Origin of the sequence: Pseudomonas sp. TH34, assembly GCF_016650865.1 — a bacterium.
Taxonomy (GTDB): domain Bacteria; phylum Pseudomonadota; class Gammaproteobacteria; order Pseudomonadales; family Pseudomonadaceae; genus Aquipseudomonas; species Aquipseudomonas yamanorum.
Genome location: NZ_JAEKFB010000023.1, coordinates 90,126 through 105,841, shown reverse-complemented (window position 1 = coordinate 105,841; position 15,716 = coordinate 90,126). Strand labels below are relative to the sequence as shown.

16 protein-coding genes are annotated in these 15,716 nt (G+C 56.4%); 4 read left to right on the top strand and 12 right to left on the bottom strand.

All coding sequences use genetic code 11. From position 1 onward, the window contains the following. Nucleotides 1-210 precede the first annotated feature (210 nt). The 4 genes from JFU58_RS18700 to JFU58_RS18685 all read left to right on the top strand — a co-directional run bounded on the left by JFU58_RS18700 (nucleotide 211) and on the right by JFU58_RS18685 (nucleotide 4,024). Nucleotides 211-939 carry a winged helix-turn-helix domain-containing protein gene (locus tag JFU58_RS18700; protein ID WP_017475074.1) on the top strand — a complete coding sequence of 243 codons (729 nt, stop codon included), beginning with the start codon at nucleotides 211-213 and terminating at the stop codon, nucleotides 937-939. Beyond that, nucleotides 932-1,687, top strand: a complete 756-nt coding sequence (locus tag JFU58_RS18695; RefSeq protein WP_201141578.1) for a hypothetical protein — start codon at nucleotides 932-934, stop codon at nucleotides 1,685-1,687. Before JFU58_RS18700 ends, JFU58_RS18695 begins: the two co-directional genes overlap by 8 nt. 32 nt (nucleotides 1,688-1,719) lie before the next feature. Next, nucleotides 1,720-2,409: a winged helix-turn-helix domain-containing protein gene (locus tag JFU58_RS18690; protein ID WP_063030961.1), complete on the top strand. Its 690-nt coding sequence runs from the start codon at nucleotides 1,720-1,722 to the stop codon at nucleotides 2,407-2,409. Nucleotides 2,410-2,629: 220 nt separating this feature from the next. After that, a complete protein-coding gene (locus JFU58_RS18685) occupies nucleotides 2,630-4,024 on the top strand; it encodes an undecaprenyl-phosphate glucose phosphotransferase (protein WP_201141575.1) in 1,395 nt (464 codons plus the stop codon). Nucleotides 4,025-4,304: 280 nt separating this feature from the next. Here the strand turns inward: JFU58_RS18685 and JFU58_RS18680 are convergent, their stop codons facing one another. The 12 genes from JFU58_RS18680 to JFU58_RS18625 all read right to left on the bottom strand — a co-directional run bounded on the left by JFU58_RS18680 (nucleotide 4,305) and on the right by JFU58_RS18625 (nucleotide 15,703). Next, nucleotides 4,305-6,395: a YjbH domain-containing protein gene (locus tag JFU58_RS18680; RefSeq protein ID WP_201141573.1), complete on the bottom strand. Its 2,091-nt coding sequence runs from the start codon at nucleotides 6,393-6,395 to the stop codon at nucleotides 4,305-4,307. Further along, nucleotides 6,392-7,159: a capsule biosynthesis GfcC family protein gene (locus tag JFU58_RS18675; RefSeq protein WP_201141571.1), complete on the bottom strand. Its 768-nt coding sequence runs from the start codon at nucleotides 7,157-7,159 to the stop codon at nucleotides 6,392-6,394. The genes JFU58_RS18680 and JFU58_RS18675 overlap by 4 nt, the downstream gene beginning before the upstream one ends. Beyond that, nucleotides 7,156-7,815, bottom strand: coding sequence for a YjbF family lipoprotein (locus JFU58_RS18670; protein ID WP_342215283.1), 660 nt, complete (start codon nucleotides 7,813-7,815; stop codon nucleotides 7,156-7,158). Before JFU58_RS18670 ends, JFU58_RS18675 begins: the two co-directional genes overlap by 4 nt. Before the next feature lie 14 nt (nucleotides 7,816-7,829). After that, a complete protein-coding gene (locus JFU58_RS18665) occupies nucleotides 7,830-8,942 on the bottom strand; it encodes a polysaccharide export protein (RefSeq protein ID WP_157721257.1) in 1,113 nt (370 codons plus the stop codon). A gap of 86 nt (nucleotides 8,943-9,028) precedes the next feature. Further along, nucleotides 9,029-9,313, bottom strand: a complete 285-nt coding sequence (locus JFU58_RS18660; RefSeq protein ID WP_063030974.1) for a hypothetical protein — start codon at nucleotides 9,311-9,313, stop codon at nucleotides 9,029-9,031. A gap of 179 nt (nucleotides 9,314-9,492) precedes the next feature. Beyond that, the gene (locus JFU58_RS18655; RefSeq protein WP_201141569.1) at nucleotides 9,493-10,836 is read right to left on the bottom strand and encodes a UDP-glucose dehydrogenase family protein; all 1,344 of its coding nucleotides are present in this window, start codon (nucleotides 10,834-10,836) and stop codon (nucleotides 9,493-9,495) included. Between the two features lie 12 nt (nucleotides 10,837-10,848). Then, nucleotides 10,849-12,276: a mannose-1-phosphate guanylyltransferase/mannose-6-phosphate isomerase gene (locus JFU58_RS18650; protein WP_201141567.1), complete on the bottom strand. Its 1,428-nt coding sequence runs from the start codon at nucleotides 12,274-12,276 to the stop codon at nucleotides 10,849-10,851. A 54-nt stretch (nucleotides 12,277-12,330) separates the two neighbouring features. Next, nucleotides 12,331-12,807 carry a glycosyltransferase gene (locus JFU58_RS18645; RefSeq protein WP_063030978.1) on the bottom strand — a complete coding sequence of 159 codons (477 nt, stop codon included), beginning with the start codon at nucleotides 12,805-12,807 and terminating at the stop codon, nucleotides 12,331-12,333. Beyond that, nucleotides 12,808-13,206, bottom strand: coding sequence for a polysaccharide biosynthesis protein (locus JFU58_RS18640; RefSeq protein ID WP_017475061.1), 399 nt, complete (start codon nucleotides 13,204-13,206; stop codon nucleotides 12,808-12,810). It abuts the gene before it with no gap. A gap of 92 nt (nucleotides 13,207-13,298) precedes the next feature. Beyond that, entirely contained in the window at nucleotides 13,299-14,261 is a 963-nt protein-coding gene (locus JFU58_RS18635) for a glycosyltransferase family 1 protein (RefSeq protein ID WP_177026644.1), read from the bottom strand. 53 nt (nucleotides 14,262-14,314) lie between these two features. After that, nucleotides 14,315-14,857, bottom strand: a complete 543-nt coding sequence (locus tag JFU58_RS18630) for a DapH/DapD/GlmU-related protein (RefSeq protein ID WP_177026637.1) — start codon at nucleotides 14,855-14,857, stop codon at nucleotides 14,315-14,317. Beyond that, nucleotides 14,858-15,703: a polysaccharide lyase gene (locus JFU58_RS18625; RefSeq protein ID WP_342215281.1), complete on the bottom strand. Its 846-nt coding sequence runs from the start codon at nucleotides 15,701-15,703 to the stop codon at nucleotides 14,858-14,860. It lies immediately after the preceding gene. Nucleotides 15,704-15,716: the final 13 nt, after the last annotated feature.

Below are 15,716 nucleotides of genomic sequence, written 5' to 3'. Positions count from 1 at the left end.
TTATCGCACACTAAAAAATTTGCACTAGCATATGAGTACTCCCGCCCAGAAACCCACGTTCAACACCCGCCTGAAATCCGCCTTATCCCCTGCAAATAACGTGGCGAATGTTAAAATTTGTCACGTTTTGGCGTATTCAATTCGATTAACATCTAAACGCCTGCAGCGATTGAATTGACGGCCTCGCATGCCGGAAAAGGGAGCAACGTGATGCATTTTTCCAACGTCCTCGCTATTGCACGGACCCCATCGAAATCCGAGGACTTCAGCGAGCTTATAGTTCGTACTGTACCGAAAAATCTAAAAGTCGATACACGCTCCTACGGCCAACTAATTGGTCCCTGTGAAAGCCATGGACATTACCGTGCCATCATCATAGAGATCGACACCCCCTCCGCCAGCACTCAAACGCTGGACATCATTAAAAAAACCAGATCGGAAAATCCTGGCAGCACGATTTTTCTGGTTGTCACCTTCGCCACCACACTAAGCAAAACCAAATATTATCTAGCAGGCGCCGACTATTGCATAAAGGTGGTCGAGAGCTCGCCCGAGAAAAAACTTGCCCTGTTTGCCGCGTTCCTCAGCGAGACGTACTGGCTAAGTAATACTGATTTGCTACTCGATCAGGACCGCATGTGCATCTACGGGGGAGGCAAAAAGCTCGAAATCTCCTTCGTTGAAATGAAAGTACTTGAAGCGCTCATTCATAATCGATTGCTCAGTCATGATGAAATTGCCGTGGTCATGGGGCTTAACGCCCGATTTTATGATTCCAGGGCACTCGAAAAATCAATTAGCCGTTTGCGCGGCAAAATAAAGTCGCACTATGGAAGTAATATTATTCAAAGCATCCGGGGTTACGGCTACAAACTAAGCAGAGGACTGGCTTCGGTTAATCATATTCAACCCGTCAGGGAGCGGCCGAACCGTGAATAGCGGAACTCTATTGCTTGCGGACTCTGTCGACTTTACATTTTCACGACAAGCGATACTTGAAAGAAGTTGTGCGTTATGGGGCAGCGAGGTCCGAGTCCATGCCGAGCATGTTCTTGACAACCTGCCCGCTGATACGTGCGCCTTTTATTCTGAGCAACTTAAAATCGCCTACAGTGAAGCCCTGCGATACACCAGACCGAGTTCGGCCGTTCAACAAGGAAAACGTTTGCGTGTGGACAAAAGTGCGGGCCTCCATAAGTTTCTCCGAATCGAGCAGTCATTATTGATGAATGAGGACCTGCTCAAGGAAATTGTCAGCACTTCCAACACCTTGGAAAAACACAAACAACAACTCATCGTCAGCGTCGAAAATACGCTGGATACTCTACCGGGCCCGGTGGAGCGTCGAAACATGATCCGCCAACTCTATAGCCTGAAAGACCGAAGCAGCCTGAAACTTGCCTATAACAATTACACACTCGATACAAAAAAAGCTGACCTGCTGATCGACTTGAGTCTTTATGACTATATAAAAATGCCTTTTCCAGACTCGGCCCTCAGGCTCAGTCTGAACACGCGTTCGGGCCTGTTCGACCGACTTTACGACCAGATGCTGGGGGTGATGAGCACCTCCCGAGTCTCGTTCATCGCCGAAAACGTCGAGCACGCCGACAGCGCACTTCTCGCCAGACGCTTGCCTTTTGACTATTTTCAGGGCCCCTACTTCTCCCCTGCTGATAGTTTATGAACCCCCGTACTTTCCTGGAATCGGTGAATGCCATGAGTTCTCTCAAGAAACACACATTTACATCGACGTACCCGTCAATCGCACTGCACGATTTCACGCCAAATGTGGCATTTTTACATTACGACGTCGACAGCGGTCCGCTGATCGAAACGGCAGAAAAAACATCGGACGCTTCGACCAGTTCCTATGCCGTTACCAGTGAGCAGAACTTTAATCTCTGGCTCAGCAACTATGTGGCCGCGAAAAGACTTTACGAGGCCAGCAATCGCCTGACCCGAAAACTTTACGACGCCTCAAAAAACCCGAACATCACCGCATTAAAATCAGACGCTCCACACCCGCACCTTAATAACACTCCGACCGAAACTGTTAATGCAACACCCGTATTGCGCACTCCCGATGTCTGGCTGCTTACCCAGCAAGACCGGGCACTGGTGAAAGGCGGGCTACGAATTTCGTTGACCACCATTGAGTCGGCGCTGATTAAAAAGATGCTGCACCATGAAGAACGTGTGGTGAGCAAGGAAGAACTTATTCGCAATATCGGGCGCGAACCCGACCTCTATCGCGGGCTTGAAATGTGCCTTAGCCGGCTGCAGGACAAGTTCAAACGCGTCAACGATGGCGAGCGCCTGTTCCGGGCGGTACGCAATCGCGGTTATTGCCTCACACAGAAAATAAAAAGCCCGTTGAGCAACCGCAATAACGTCGCCGAACAATAATTATTTCATAAAAATTACAATTCACCCTGCCTATTAAAACCTCGTTATATCTGCCATTTTATAACAACATGACCGCGTTATAAGTCGTCAGCCATTGCTCCCTGCCATTTATTACTATCAATACGCACGCCTACGCGTGCGCCTGCCATTTGATAGTCATTAAAACCACGCCTCGCTTTAACCTGCCAGTACGTGAGTGGATACCACAGGGAGCAGAAGTATGCTTAACAACAGAAGAATGCATCGTAACCTTACACCCAAGGGTCTGACCTTTTGGGGGCAGTGGGCAATTGCCTTGAGTGTGGTCGTTGTACTTTTGTTTTCACTGGTACTGTTCAAGACCGGACAATTGGAATCCCACTACCGGATATTGGCAGCCATTACAATACTGGCCTCTATACCGGCGTACATGTTATGTGACGTCTATAGCAAAAAAGATGACTTTTTTGTTGGACTGGGACGGCTATTCACCGGCTGGTTATTGACCTTGGGCATATTATCGGCGGTTGGCATTGCCTGTAATGCCAGCTCGCTGTTTCCCTTGGAGATCCTGCTACTCTGGGCAGCAGTGAGCTATCCAATACTAGCACTCTGCTACATTCCGATTCACAGTCTGTCCAGGTACTACCATCGGCAACTTCACGAGCGCCAGAAATCACTGATTATTGGCACGGGCAAACTAGCGACCGACTTGGCCAATACGCTTGCCAGGCAAAAACGCTCACCCTTAGTCGGCCTTGTCGGCCCCAACACCGCGTCCCCCCAGGGCAACACTCAACCGCAGATTCTCGGCGACTTGCCCGACCTTCCCTCATTGATCCGAGCGCACGGCATACGCCGGCTGTACATCACCCACTCCCTTCAGGAAGCCACGCACATCGAGGCGCTCTACCTCAACCTGCTGGAGATCAGCGTGGACGTGATTTGGGTGCCCGACCTCAACAACATGCTGCTGCTCAATCACAGCGTAGCCGAGGTAGACGGCCTACCTGCAATCTTCCTTAATGAGAGCCCGCTGACCAGTCGCCCCACGGCGGCACTGAGCAAGTCACTGCTGGACAAGAGCCTGGCGCTGTTGGCGATTGTGCTGCTCAGCCCTTTGTTGTTGCTGTTCGCCCTGCTGATCAAGCTCACCTCCCCCGGCCCGGTGATTTTCAAGCAGGACCGTCACGGCTGGAATGGTGAGGTGATCAAGGTCTGGAAGTTTCGCTCGATGCGCGTGCATGACGACCAGGAAGTGCGCCAGGCCAGCCGCAACGACTCACGCATAACCCCCGTGGGGCGTTTTATCCGCCGTACCTCCATCGACGAGCTGCCGCAGCTGTTCAACGTGCTGCAAGGGCACATGGCACTGGTGGGACCACGCCCCCATGCCGTGGCCCACAATGACTATTACTCGGGCAAGATTCGCGCTTACATGGCGCGGCATCGCATCAAGCCCGGCATCACCGGCCTGGCGCAAGTCAACGGCTGCCGGGGCGAAACCGAGACCCTGGAGAAGATGCAGCAACGGGTCGATATCGACCTGCGCTATATCAACAACTGGTCGCTGTGGCTGGACATCAAGATCCTGTTCAAGACGCCATTTACCCTGCTCTCCAAAGACATTTACTAAGCCCTCCCTTCCCCCGCGCCGCCACACCGGCGGCGCGGTGCACCAGGCGCCCTTAGGGGCGCTATCGCCCCTCCCCTCATCGTCCCCGCCCCGCGCAAAACTAACGCCCACAGCAACGCCTGGGCATCCAGGCCCAAGCCGTTCGTATAAAAGTCAGAGAGGAAAGTCAGGGACGTGTTGCGCGCCGGCATTGCACCTGGCGCTTTACTGTTGCGGTTTGCTCACCGCCCGGCGCATGAGCACCGGGCAGTGAGTCACCTTGTCGGCAGACGCCGCTACATTACTCAGTGATCTTCTCGAAGTTGTTGTAGAACAGCTCGCTGTCACGCCCATCGGTCATGGTTTGCAGTGAGTACCCGCGGTTCAGGCGTGCGCCGCCATCCCGGGTCAGGGGTGCCCATACGACGTTGGCGCGACGCATGGTCGAAGTGCTCATCAGCTCGTCGAACGGGACGGAAATGTAGATGCCCTTGTCGAAGCTGCCCTCGCCGTATTCTTCCTTCGAGGCCGTGGTCAGCGTGACCCAGCCACCAAACTTCACGCCATTCTTGAACTGCCGCGAGATGTCGACCGTGGTGCCCCAGTCCCGCGCCAGGTAACGCCCCACACTGACGGCGGCCAAGGTGTCATACGGCAGCTGCGTATAGCTGGTGACATGCCCGGTGATGGTCTGGTAATCCCGCAGGCCGAAGCCCTGATTGAAATCACGCTGGCGCACGAAGTTCAGGTCTGCACCCACCGACCAGTGTTTGCCCGCCGGCCGGAACAGCATCTCGCCGCCAACCCCAGCGTACATGGACTCCAGGTAACCGCCGTAGACCATGCCATACAGGTCGCGATCCAGCCGCGCCGCATGGTTGAACTGGAACGTCGGCATCGTCACATCGGACGTCGTCATATACTGGCGCAGATCGGTGCGCACCCGCGGCAACCCGCTTGGCGCGTCGTAGGTGAACTTGTCGTAGTTGTTCAGCAGGTTGGCGCTGACCAAGCCGCTCCACCAGGTGTTGCGGGTAAACCGGTACTCCGCGTCGGCGTCGGCGGTGAACTGATAGAGCAACCCGTCGGGGCCGCCGATGTTCTGTTTGTAACCCAGGCCGAGCCCGTAGCTGAAGGGCTGACGTTTGCCGGTGTAGAGCGTAGTTTCCTGGTGGGCAATCGCCGGGTTGACCTCAGTGGTACGGTGCAGGTCCTTCAACGGCTGGTCGTTGTTGACCACCGCGCGGAAGGTGTCACGGGGCACGCTGGTCTCTTCCATAGGCATGTCGTACCGCTTGTTCACCAGGGTGAACCAATCGATATCCTGATTGACGCTGTTGTCGAGGATCCGGCTGGCGCGCCCCACGGCCTTGGCTGAATAGAAGTAGCGTTGTTGCTCGCCATACACCATCAGCTCGGAACCGTGCTGGGTAATGCGCTCCACTTTGTAGCCGGCATTCTGCTGCAAACGATCGGATACGTTGGCCCAGTCAACCTGGTCGGCCGGGGTCGTCGGCATGCGCGCCGGCAACGGTTCGGCGGGAGGATCGTAGGTCTTCACCGGTGCCTTGCGGCTGACAAAGTTGGTGTGCAGGGTGATACCGAACATCGCGGTATTACCGCGCTCCCAGGCCGCGCTCAGATCGACGCTGTCGGCCAGCTTGTAGACCACGCCGATATTCACCGGCGAATCCTGTTTGATCGGGTTGTCCAACGGCTCGTGCTTGTAGTCGTTGCCCTCGTATTCGAGCTTCACGCTCAGGGGTTCCCAGGGCGTTTGATAGGCGATTCCGCCAAACAACGAAGGACGCCCCCTGAAGTAGGCGTTGGAGTTCACATCCCCTGCCCTGGCGACGACCGCAGTACTCTTCGGCCGGTCGTTGAACTTGCTGCCGAGCACCGACAGCGGGTTACCGAAATCGCCTCGATTTCCCAGGTAGCCCCAGGCGATGCCGAGGCTGAAGTCCAGGTTGCCATAACGCTTGTTGGCGACGAAGTATTCGCTGGAAAACAACCCGGTACCACCGATGTCCCGGGCGCCGAAGGCCAGTTGGGGTGCCCAGTGGCTTTCTTCCCAAAGCCGCGCCTTGAAGTCGATGGCCTTGTCTTTGAAGCTCTGGCTTCCGCTCAACGCCTCGGCGCCGTACCTGCGGTTGCTGATGGCGGTGTAACGAAACGAGCCTTCCAGCCAGTCGAACGGCTGCAAGGAAAAGCTGTAGCGCGAGTAGGGATCGGTGCGGTTGGCGTTGGCGCTCAACTCGCCCGCCGGGGCCATGCGTGCGGTGGGGGTCTGGAGTAGACCCACGCCGCCGAAATCATTTTGGGTGTAACGGGGTTCTCCGTGAACCAGTCCGCAGGGCAAAAGCAATACAGCAGCAAAACGTAAATTCAAGGGTTCACCTCAGCCAACGGTTGAGTGGCAAAAAACTCGGCCAGTTGTTGGTTGAGATCAGGGGTCGGCGTCTCAAGGTCATCGCTGCGCACCGGCACCAGGATCCGGCTGCCAGGCGCAGCCACGATGCCGTCCTCCCGATTCCACGCCGCCACGCCCACCCGTCGCACCTGGCCGTCGGGCTGGATCAGCCACAGGTCATCGCGCTCGGCGTCGTCGAGGACGGTGCAGTTGCGAACATAATCCCCGACCTCTTGCATGGCGCGGTACGGCACCTCACAGGGCTGCGCGACGGCCCCGAGCACTTCCACGGTGGAGGGCCTTTCGGGGTAAACAAGTTGGTCGCCGTCATCGAGCAACGCGTTGCGCGCGAACCCTGCCTCCACGGCGATCGGGTCCAGCACCGCCACCTGGCGGCCCGTGACCGGCAACTGCTCGACCTGCCGATACAGACGCGCACTCAACTGCGCTCGGGTGGGCCGGTCGTCCAGCAAGGCTCCCCGTTGCAGCAGTTTCAAATCGAACAAAACCCCGGCCTTCAAACGCGCCTGCGGCTCCATCAACGACTGGTGCAGCCATGCGGCACCCAACCAGTAGCTTTCGGCGTTCGGTTGCGCCACGCGAATCACGTCCAGCAAGCGCGCCCCCGGTTTGACCTCATAGGCGCCAGGGCTGCGTGCATCGCCACTGACCGTGACGGCTGCCTGGCTCGTACCGGGGCCGATCAACAACAGGCCCAGCCATAGAAGATTCAGAGACTTCACCGGGCAGCCTCCCGATCAGGGCGTAGCTGTAGGATTTTCAGGGACAACCGGGGCGTCAGATGCTGCTCGCTGCGCAGGATGAAACCATCCTGCGGGTCGACCCAGTAATGGTTGGTGGCGCGGAAATCCAAGGTGGGAACATCCACCTGCTCGTCGATGCGCAGCAAGGCATGATCCTTGTCCAGAATGCGGAGGGTCTCGATGGCGTGGGTGCTGAAACGGCTGTTGACCGCGACGCCGATTCGGTTGCCGTCGTAGAGGTCGATCCAGCGTGTGCTGGTGTAGCCATCGGGCAGATGCTGGAGGCCGCGCTTGAACGGTGACTCGCCACTGAAGCGAGTGCCGTCCAGGGAAACGCCCAGGCCGACGGTGCGTACCACCAGGCCGTCACGCATCATCACCACTTGCTTGCCGGAAGCGACCCAGAACTCCAGGTCGCCCCGGCGCCGTGCCCTGGCCATCACCCCCTCACTGACAGCGGTGGTGACCAGAATCTGCGGGTACGGCACGGCGTCGACCTGGGCACGGGTCACGTTGATGGGGGCCGGGCCGCTGACGGAGGTTTCGAGGGTGTACCAGGACGCCCTCATCAACGGGTTACACCCGCTCAACAAGAGCGCCATCGACAGACAGGCGCAGGTAGGCAAAATTTTCACGGAGGGCTTGAGCCTTATCTGCTGTTGGCTTCGCTGAGGTCATTAAACGATCGGGCACCGATCCCGACGGCACTGGCGGTTGGCAGCAGTTGGCTGATCAGGCGGTTCCAGCGCGTCACGCCAGCTGGCCCGACGTACACGATGTCTTGGGGCTGCAAGTCGAATCGGGTGGCCAGCACCAGCGCGGACGGTGATTGGGCATCGAGCTGGAACACCTTGGCGGGTTCTGCTTCAAGGTTGTCCGCGCCACGAATCACGTAGACGGCGTTGCCATTGGAGGTGGTCTGGTTCAAGCCACCCACCGTGCCCAGGGCATCGGTCAGGTTGATCGACTTGCCCTTGAAACTCAGGGCCCGGGGCTGATTGACTTCGCCCATGAGGTACACACGTTTTTGGTCGTTATAGGGCAAATACAGCCGGTCGCCGCCCTTGAGGTAAATGCCCTGCAGTTGCGAGCCCTGGCGATTCAGGCTGTCCAGGTCAAGCCTGTATTCACGCCCGTCGCGGGTGAGTGTCAGGCCCGACAGGTCGGCATTTGTCGGGTCGATGCCGGCGGCGCCAATGGCTTCAACGGCACTCAAGGGCGTGGTAGTGATTGGCTGTTGGCCGGCTTTGATCACCGCACCGGTCACCACCACGGTCTGGCTGGCAAACCGCAGGACGCTGACGTCGACCTGAGGGCTTTCAATAAACTGCGACAGTCGCCCGGCGATAAAGGCGCGTAATTCTTCGATGGTTTTACCGGCCACCGGAACGTTGCCGATATACGGATAAAACAGCGTGCCGTCCGGACGCACCAAGCGGCCGTTGGCATCGATCTGCTGTTGCGGCCCGGACGGTGCCGTCAACTCGGGGTGATCCCAGACCGTGATAAACAACAGGTCGTTGGCGCCTACCCGATAGCCACCCGGAACATACGCCAGCAATTCAGCAGGTACCGATTCACGAACGTGCGTGGCGGCATCCATGGCGATCAACTTGGGCGTGATCGGAATCAACTCCACCCGGGTACTTTCGGGAGAGCCCTCACTGGACATTTGACTGGTGTCCATGTGTTGACCAGGCGAAAACATGCAGCCGTGCAAGCTGATACTTGCCAGCAAAAGAACAGGTAACCTAGAAATCATAATGGCACTACGCTAGTCGAGGACGAGTCTAAAAAAGATCACCCAGAAAGTTCTGAGTGATCTTGTACAACAGGGTTTACGAGGGATTAGTTGGTACCGGTAGTGCCGCCTGTACCGGTTGTACCGCCGGTGCCGGCAGTACCGCCATTGGAACTGCCACCCGAGTTGGAAGCGGCTGCTGCAGCGCCGACAACGGCCGTGCCGACCCCAACCCCTTCACCGAGCGTCACGCCACCCACGAGCGGGGTGCTCAACGACAGGGACTCACCTGCGCCGGCGGCCTCGCTCACCGCAGCGCCGGCGACTTCACCCGCCGCCAGTGCCGCAGTACTTGTGAAAGCCAGCAAGCCGGCCAACAGTAATTTCCTCATATCAGACTCCTTCTCGATATTTACCCCTTATCAAACTTTGCAATAAGGGAGTAGTGATGGAACGGAGATAAACAGGCTATGCAAACTGTACAAAGATCCTGTTGGATCACACACTTAGCCTCCTCGAAATCATCTCACTTGTGGATAGCTCAAACCACCCATGTTAATAATCGTCAGGTTTAAACGACTGGCCGTACTGATAACCCGCGACCAATACCGTAATAGTCAAAGCCGTTGGCTTTCATCCGCTGCGGATCAAATATATTGCGGCCATCAAAGATCACAGGCGTGCTCAGTTTTTCTTTAATCAAGTCCAGGTCCGGGGCTTTGAACTCACGCCACTCCGTCACAATCACCAATGCATCGGCACCTTGCAGCGCGGCCTCTTTGGTCCCCATGAGCAGCAAGTCTTCGTTCATGCCGTAAATGCGCTGGGTCTCGGCCATCGCTTCCGGGTCGAAGGCTTGAACCCTGGCGCCCACGCTGCGCAATTGTTCGATCAGCACGCGGCTGGAGGCTTCGCGCATGTCGTCGGTATTGGGTTTGAAGGCCAGGCCCCAGATCGCAAAGGTCTTGCCCTCCAGTTGCCCACCAAAGTGATGGTGGATATGCCCGAACAGGTGCTGCTTCTGGCGCTTGTTGACTTCCTCGACGGCCGACAGCAGCGTTGCCTGATAGCCGATCGACGACGCGGTGCGCTCCAGGGCCTGTACATCTTTCGGGAAACACGAGCCGCCATAACCGCAGCCAGGGTAGATAAAGTCGTAGCCAATCCGTGGGTCAGAGCCAATGCCCTTACGAACGGCCTCAATGTCTGCGCCCAATCGTTCGGCGAAGTTGGCCATTTCATTCATGAAGGAAATCTTGGTGGCCAGCAGGCAGTTGGCCGCGTACTTGGTCAGTTCGGCACTGCGGATGTCCATCGTGATGATTTTTTCGTGGTTGCGGTTGAAGGGTTCATACAGTTCCCGCATGCGCTCCACGGCGTAGCTGCTGTCACTGCCGATGATGATTCGGTCGGGGCGAGTGCAGTCGGCAACTGCCGAACCTTCCTTCAGGAACTCGGGGTTCGAGATCACCTGAAACTCCACCTCAAGCCCCCGGGACGCCAACACCTCGGACACCTTGGCCTGGACTTTATCCGCGGTCCCCACCGGCACCGTGGACTTGTTCACGATAATCTTCGGCTCGGTCATGTTGAGCGCGATGGTCGCGGCAACGGAGAGCACGTACTTGATGTCGGCGCTGCCATCGTCATCCGGCGGCGTGCCCACGGCGATAAATTGCACTTCACCATGCCGCACGCCTTGCGCCGCGTCAGTGGTGAACTGCAAGCGCCCGGCATCATGGTTCTTCTGCACAAGGGCACTCAGCCCGGGCTCATAGATCGGAATGATCCCGCTCTTGAGGTTCTCGACTTTGGTGGCGTCAATGTCGACACAGCAGACTTCATGCCCCGCGTCAGCCAGCACCGCCGCTTGCACCAGGCCCACATAGCCGATTCCAAATACAGTTACGTTCATTTCAATAGTCCTTTAAACAAGCTCGAGGCGGCCATAGCGGTCTTCAAAGCGGATGATGTCGTCTTCGCCCAAGTAGGAGCCGGACTGCACTTCAATCAGCTCCAGCGGGATGCGTCCCGGGTTTTCCAGGGAGTGCACAACGCCAATGGGGATGTAGGTGGATTGGTTTTCGGTGAGCAGCACCTGCTTGTCGGCGATCTGCACATTCGCGGTGCCGGACACCACGATCCAGTGCTCGGCCCGATGGTGGTGGAGCTGCACCGACAGCTTGTGCCCCGGCTTAACCGTGATCCGCTTCACCTGGTAGCGATAACCCTGGTCCACCGAGTCATATTTGCCCCACGGCCGATAGACTTCGCGGTGACTGGCGCTCTCGATGCGGTGCTTTTCAGTGAGCTGCGCGACGATTTTCTTGACGTCTTGCGCATGATCCTTGGTGGTCACCAGGATCGCGTCGGCGGTCTCGACCACCACCACATCATTGATCCCGGCAACGGTGACCAGGCGGTGGCTGGCATGCACATAGCTGTTGGTCACGTCTTGCAGCAGCACGTCGCCCTGGGTGCAGTTCTGGTTCTGGTCCTTGAGGCCCGCTTCCCAGACCGAGTCCCAGGCACCCAGATCGCTCCACGGAGAGTTGAGGATGACCACCGACGCGATGTCGGTTTTTTCCATCACCGCGTGGTCAATCGACACGTTGGGCGCGTTCACGAAATCCACCTGGTTGAGCCGGGTGAAATCCTGGTCGTGCGTCGCATTGGAGAGGGACAGTTCTGCGGCCACCATGATCTCCGGGCTCAAGCGCTCCAGTTCAGCCTTCATCACGGAAGCGCGGAACATGAACATGCCGCTGTTCCAGAAGTAGTTGCCTTGGGCCAGGTAGCTTTGTGCGGTCTCAAGGTCGGGCTTTTCGACAAAGGCCTCGACATGCGCCGCGCCATCGAGGGCAGCGGCTTGAGTGCGGATATAGCCATAGCCAGTCTCCGGCTTGGTAGGCACCACGCCGAAGGTAACGATCTTGCCCTTGTTGACCTCCACCGCGGCCAGCGTCAAGGCCGCATTAAAGGCGCCGGTATCGCCGATCACATGGTCTGCCGCCAACACCAGCAGGATCGGGTCATCGCCGTCTTGCAGGGCTGACAACGTCGCGGCGGCAATCGCCGGAGCGGTATTCCGGGCCGTGGGTTCAAGAAGGATTTTCTGGGGTATCAAGTCCAGCGATCGACTTTGCTCGGCCACGATGAAACGGTGTTCTTCGTTGCACACAATGATCGGTGGGCTGACGTTCTCGCCCTCTATCGAGAGGTTCTTGATGCGGTCCAACGTGGCTTGAAACAAACTCAAGTCACCGTGCAGCGCTATAAACTGCTTTGGCTTAAGTGCTCTAGAAAGCGGCCACAGGCGCGTGCCTGAGCCGCCAGACAATATCACTGGGATCATAGCGATTACTCGATGATTAAACGTAATGGAAGCGTGTCGACAACCGACCGAAACTTAAGACGTGAATGACTTTACATAACTGATCAGGCGGTCTCTTTCGGTAAAGTCCAATGGACTTTCCGAACTGCTGTAGTTAAGTGCTGAATCAATTGCCGAAAAGAAGCCGTCTTTATCGTGGGCGATAAACACCGACGGAATATCTGAAAAGTTCTCGGCGGTGTCGTACTGGTGATTATTGATGTGTTCACCCCGTCGGCTGTCTCGCGGGACGATAACGATGGGTTTTCCCAGTTCAAGGGAGCGAATGATATTGCCCATGCCCGCATGGGAAACAATCACTTTTGACGCATTAAAGTTCTTGGAAAACAGCGGCTCGGCAATGGTCTTGTGCGCCGTAATGCGGCCCAGGTCATTTTCCTGATTGCCCACTTGGGCGACAATCGGGACCTCAGGGTTTGCATGACTCCACTCATGCAAGTAGCCGAGCATCCGTTCAAAGGGTGCTTGAGTGCCAACGCTGCAAAATATCATTTACACAATCCTCCCTTTATATTGGGCCCGGCTGTTTTGCGAAAGCGTGGGCCACTGGGTCAGCAACTCATCGACAAAATAAACAGCGATCCGGCCGGACAACGAAAGTTTCTTGGGGTTGGCGATACTGTCGATCCACAGGGTCTTTTTCCCCATGAGTTTTCCCGCGACCAATCCCAGCAACCCCGGCGCGGCGCCGGTGGAGATCACGTACCTGGCCTTGCTGCGGTAGACGATCGCAAAGATCTGGCAAAAGCCCTTGATGATCTTCATCGGCTCACTGCGATTAAAGTCCGGGACTTGCGCAAAGGCGTGGGCGGGATACTGCGAGCCAATGCTGATATCCACGGTGGCAATGGTAACTTTCTGACCGTCGAAGGCCGGCAGCAACTTGCTCATTTGCACCCAGTGCCCACCTCCAGAACAAATCAATAAAACATCACTTGATTGACTCATGACGGTTCCCTTCCTGTCAGGTGTAATAGACATCATTAAATAGTGGCGGCAGTTCTTAACTGTTGTGCCTGGCCTTTCCAGCGGGCTATTCGCTTGGCTTTGAGCAAGGCTGATTTCTCTTTATAGATTTCTTGATTGGCGATGAGCTGCGCGACGCCGGCCTTTATCGACAGTGGATTCAGGGTGTCTACGAACACTGCGGCTTCGGAAAACAGCGAGCGCAGTACCGTGGTATTCGAGAGCGCCATCGGCCGGCCGGCGCTGACCGCTTCGTTGGCCACGCTCAACTGCACGTTGTCGCGGGTGGTCAGGCCGAGCACCACATTCGCGTTGCACAGCAACTGTTCGAACGTCGCTTTGCTGAGGAAACCGGTCAGCTTGATGTTCGCGGGAAGGGACGCCACGAGTTCTTCAGACAGCTTGCCCTGATGTTTTCCGGTGATCAGGAAGTCGACATCCGGCATTTCCCGGGCGGCGTTGATCACGACCTCTATGGGCTCATCGATATCAAAGGAGCACGGAAACAGCACATAGGGCCTCTCGCGCTCGGTGGCGGGCGCCGCCGGGAAGTCACACGGCAAGTCTTCCAGGATAAAGATATTGGTTTCCTTGACGCCAAGGCCTGCCAGTTCCTCTTTGACTTTAAAGTTATGCACGACCACTGCGTCGATTCTATTCAACAGGGATACAGTGCCCGGAAAACCTATCCACTGTTTGCGCAACAAGCTGTTGTGGGCATCAGCGATAATCTTCAAGCGCCGGTTAAATATAAACTTGTAGGCCAGTGCTATATGCAATACCGGGCTCGGCGGCAACTGCACCCACAGCACTTCCGGCGAACCGGCCAATAGCGTCTTGATGGTTTTAAACGACTTGATCAAGTAGTCCAGTGGACGCGCCGATTTCTTCTTGAACCGGTTGGGCAAGTGCAGAATGTCATAGGCCCAATATTGCTTCATGGTATCGGCGCGTCGTTGATAGCCAATCCATGCGATCATTAATGATTTCACGTCAGAATCCTGCATAAATAAAAGTGGAGCCAGTGAGGTGCTTACACGGCAAACCAAATCGGAAAGTCGGCGCTGTACAGAATATTTTTATTCCTGAAGCGAAGATGTTTGGCCGGGTTGCCGCCCACAATTGAGTACGCTTCAACGTTGCGCGTGACCACACTGCCTGGATAAACCACGGCGCCTTTTCCGATGGTGACGCCTGGCATCACCATCACATTGGGAAAGAGCCAGGCGTTGTCTTCGATCACTACGGGTTTGCCCACCAGACAACTCATCGGGTCATCAATATCGTGACCCAGGGTATAAATCCGGGCGTTGTGGGAAATATTGACGTTGTCCCCAATCTGGATACCGGCCCGGTTGTCCAGGTAGCAGTCGTAATTGACCGTGCAGTTTTTCCCGATGGAGAAGTTGCCGAAGGTGAAAAAAACCACCTTGCGGTGAACCGTAGTTTTCGCGCCCACCTGGCATCCGGTCAGCCTGAGCAGTGAACGCCTCAGGTTGAAAAACAACGCCAGGCTGAGCAGCGAATTAAACAGCGCAACAGCGGCCTTCTTGATATTCAGTTTCAGGTTTTTCACTTAGTCACCCTGCCCTGATGCATCAGTCACGCGCTGGGAGCTCATCACAAAATTCCTGAAGCGAATATTGGTGCTGACCGGCGTGGCGAACGACGGGTTATTCCCACCAAAGAACGTAGAAAACAGCAGGCCATCGATGCTGATGTCCGGGGTATCTCTAAACGTCAGCCCGGTTTCGGAATGCACCAGCTTTTTGTCATACCAGATGGAAATCACGCCATCGGCCTGCCCCGGTGTATTCAACTTCACCAGTTGCTCCAACCTGTGCCACTGCCCGACCGTAAAAATCCAGGAACCCAGGCCGACTGCCGTGCCCCAGGTTTTACTGGTGGGCAAATAGGCATAGATCGCACCGGCGCCCTTCTCTTTCCAGATATAACGCGTGGAAAAGCCGTCATGCCCGTTGGGTATTTTCCCGCCGGTATTGCCGGTGCCGCCGTAGAGGCCAGGGAGCTTGCCGCCTTTTACAAAATTGAAATTCTGGTCGAACTTCAACTCGTACGTCAGCACCAGGCACTCCCTGCCCGGTTGCGGGAGCGGGGATTTGAATTCGATTCCGCCGTAGGGCAATCCGAGCCGAACCATCGAGCCCGGGTCGTACGAGCCGGCGGGAAAATGAACGGCGATGTCCTTGATTTTCTGGCTGTAGGTTTTGTTGGTTAAATTGGCGCGGCCCTTGATGCTGTTTTGCGCCTGAGCACCGTCGAGCACCTGCGACACATCCGGAAGTGACGGATAGATGTTCTTGATGCGTTGCTCGCAGCGGTCGCTGACCTCTGATGCGCCGCTCGCGGCCACCTGCAGAGAAAACGCCAAAGTGAGTAGCGTCGAGGCTGTCTTTTTCACGTCGGTTGCCCCT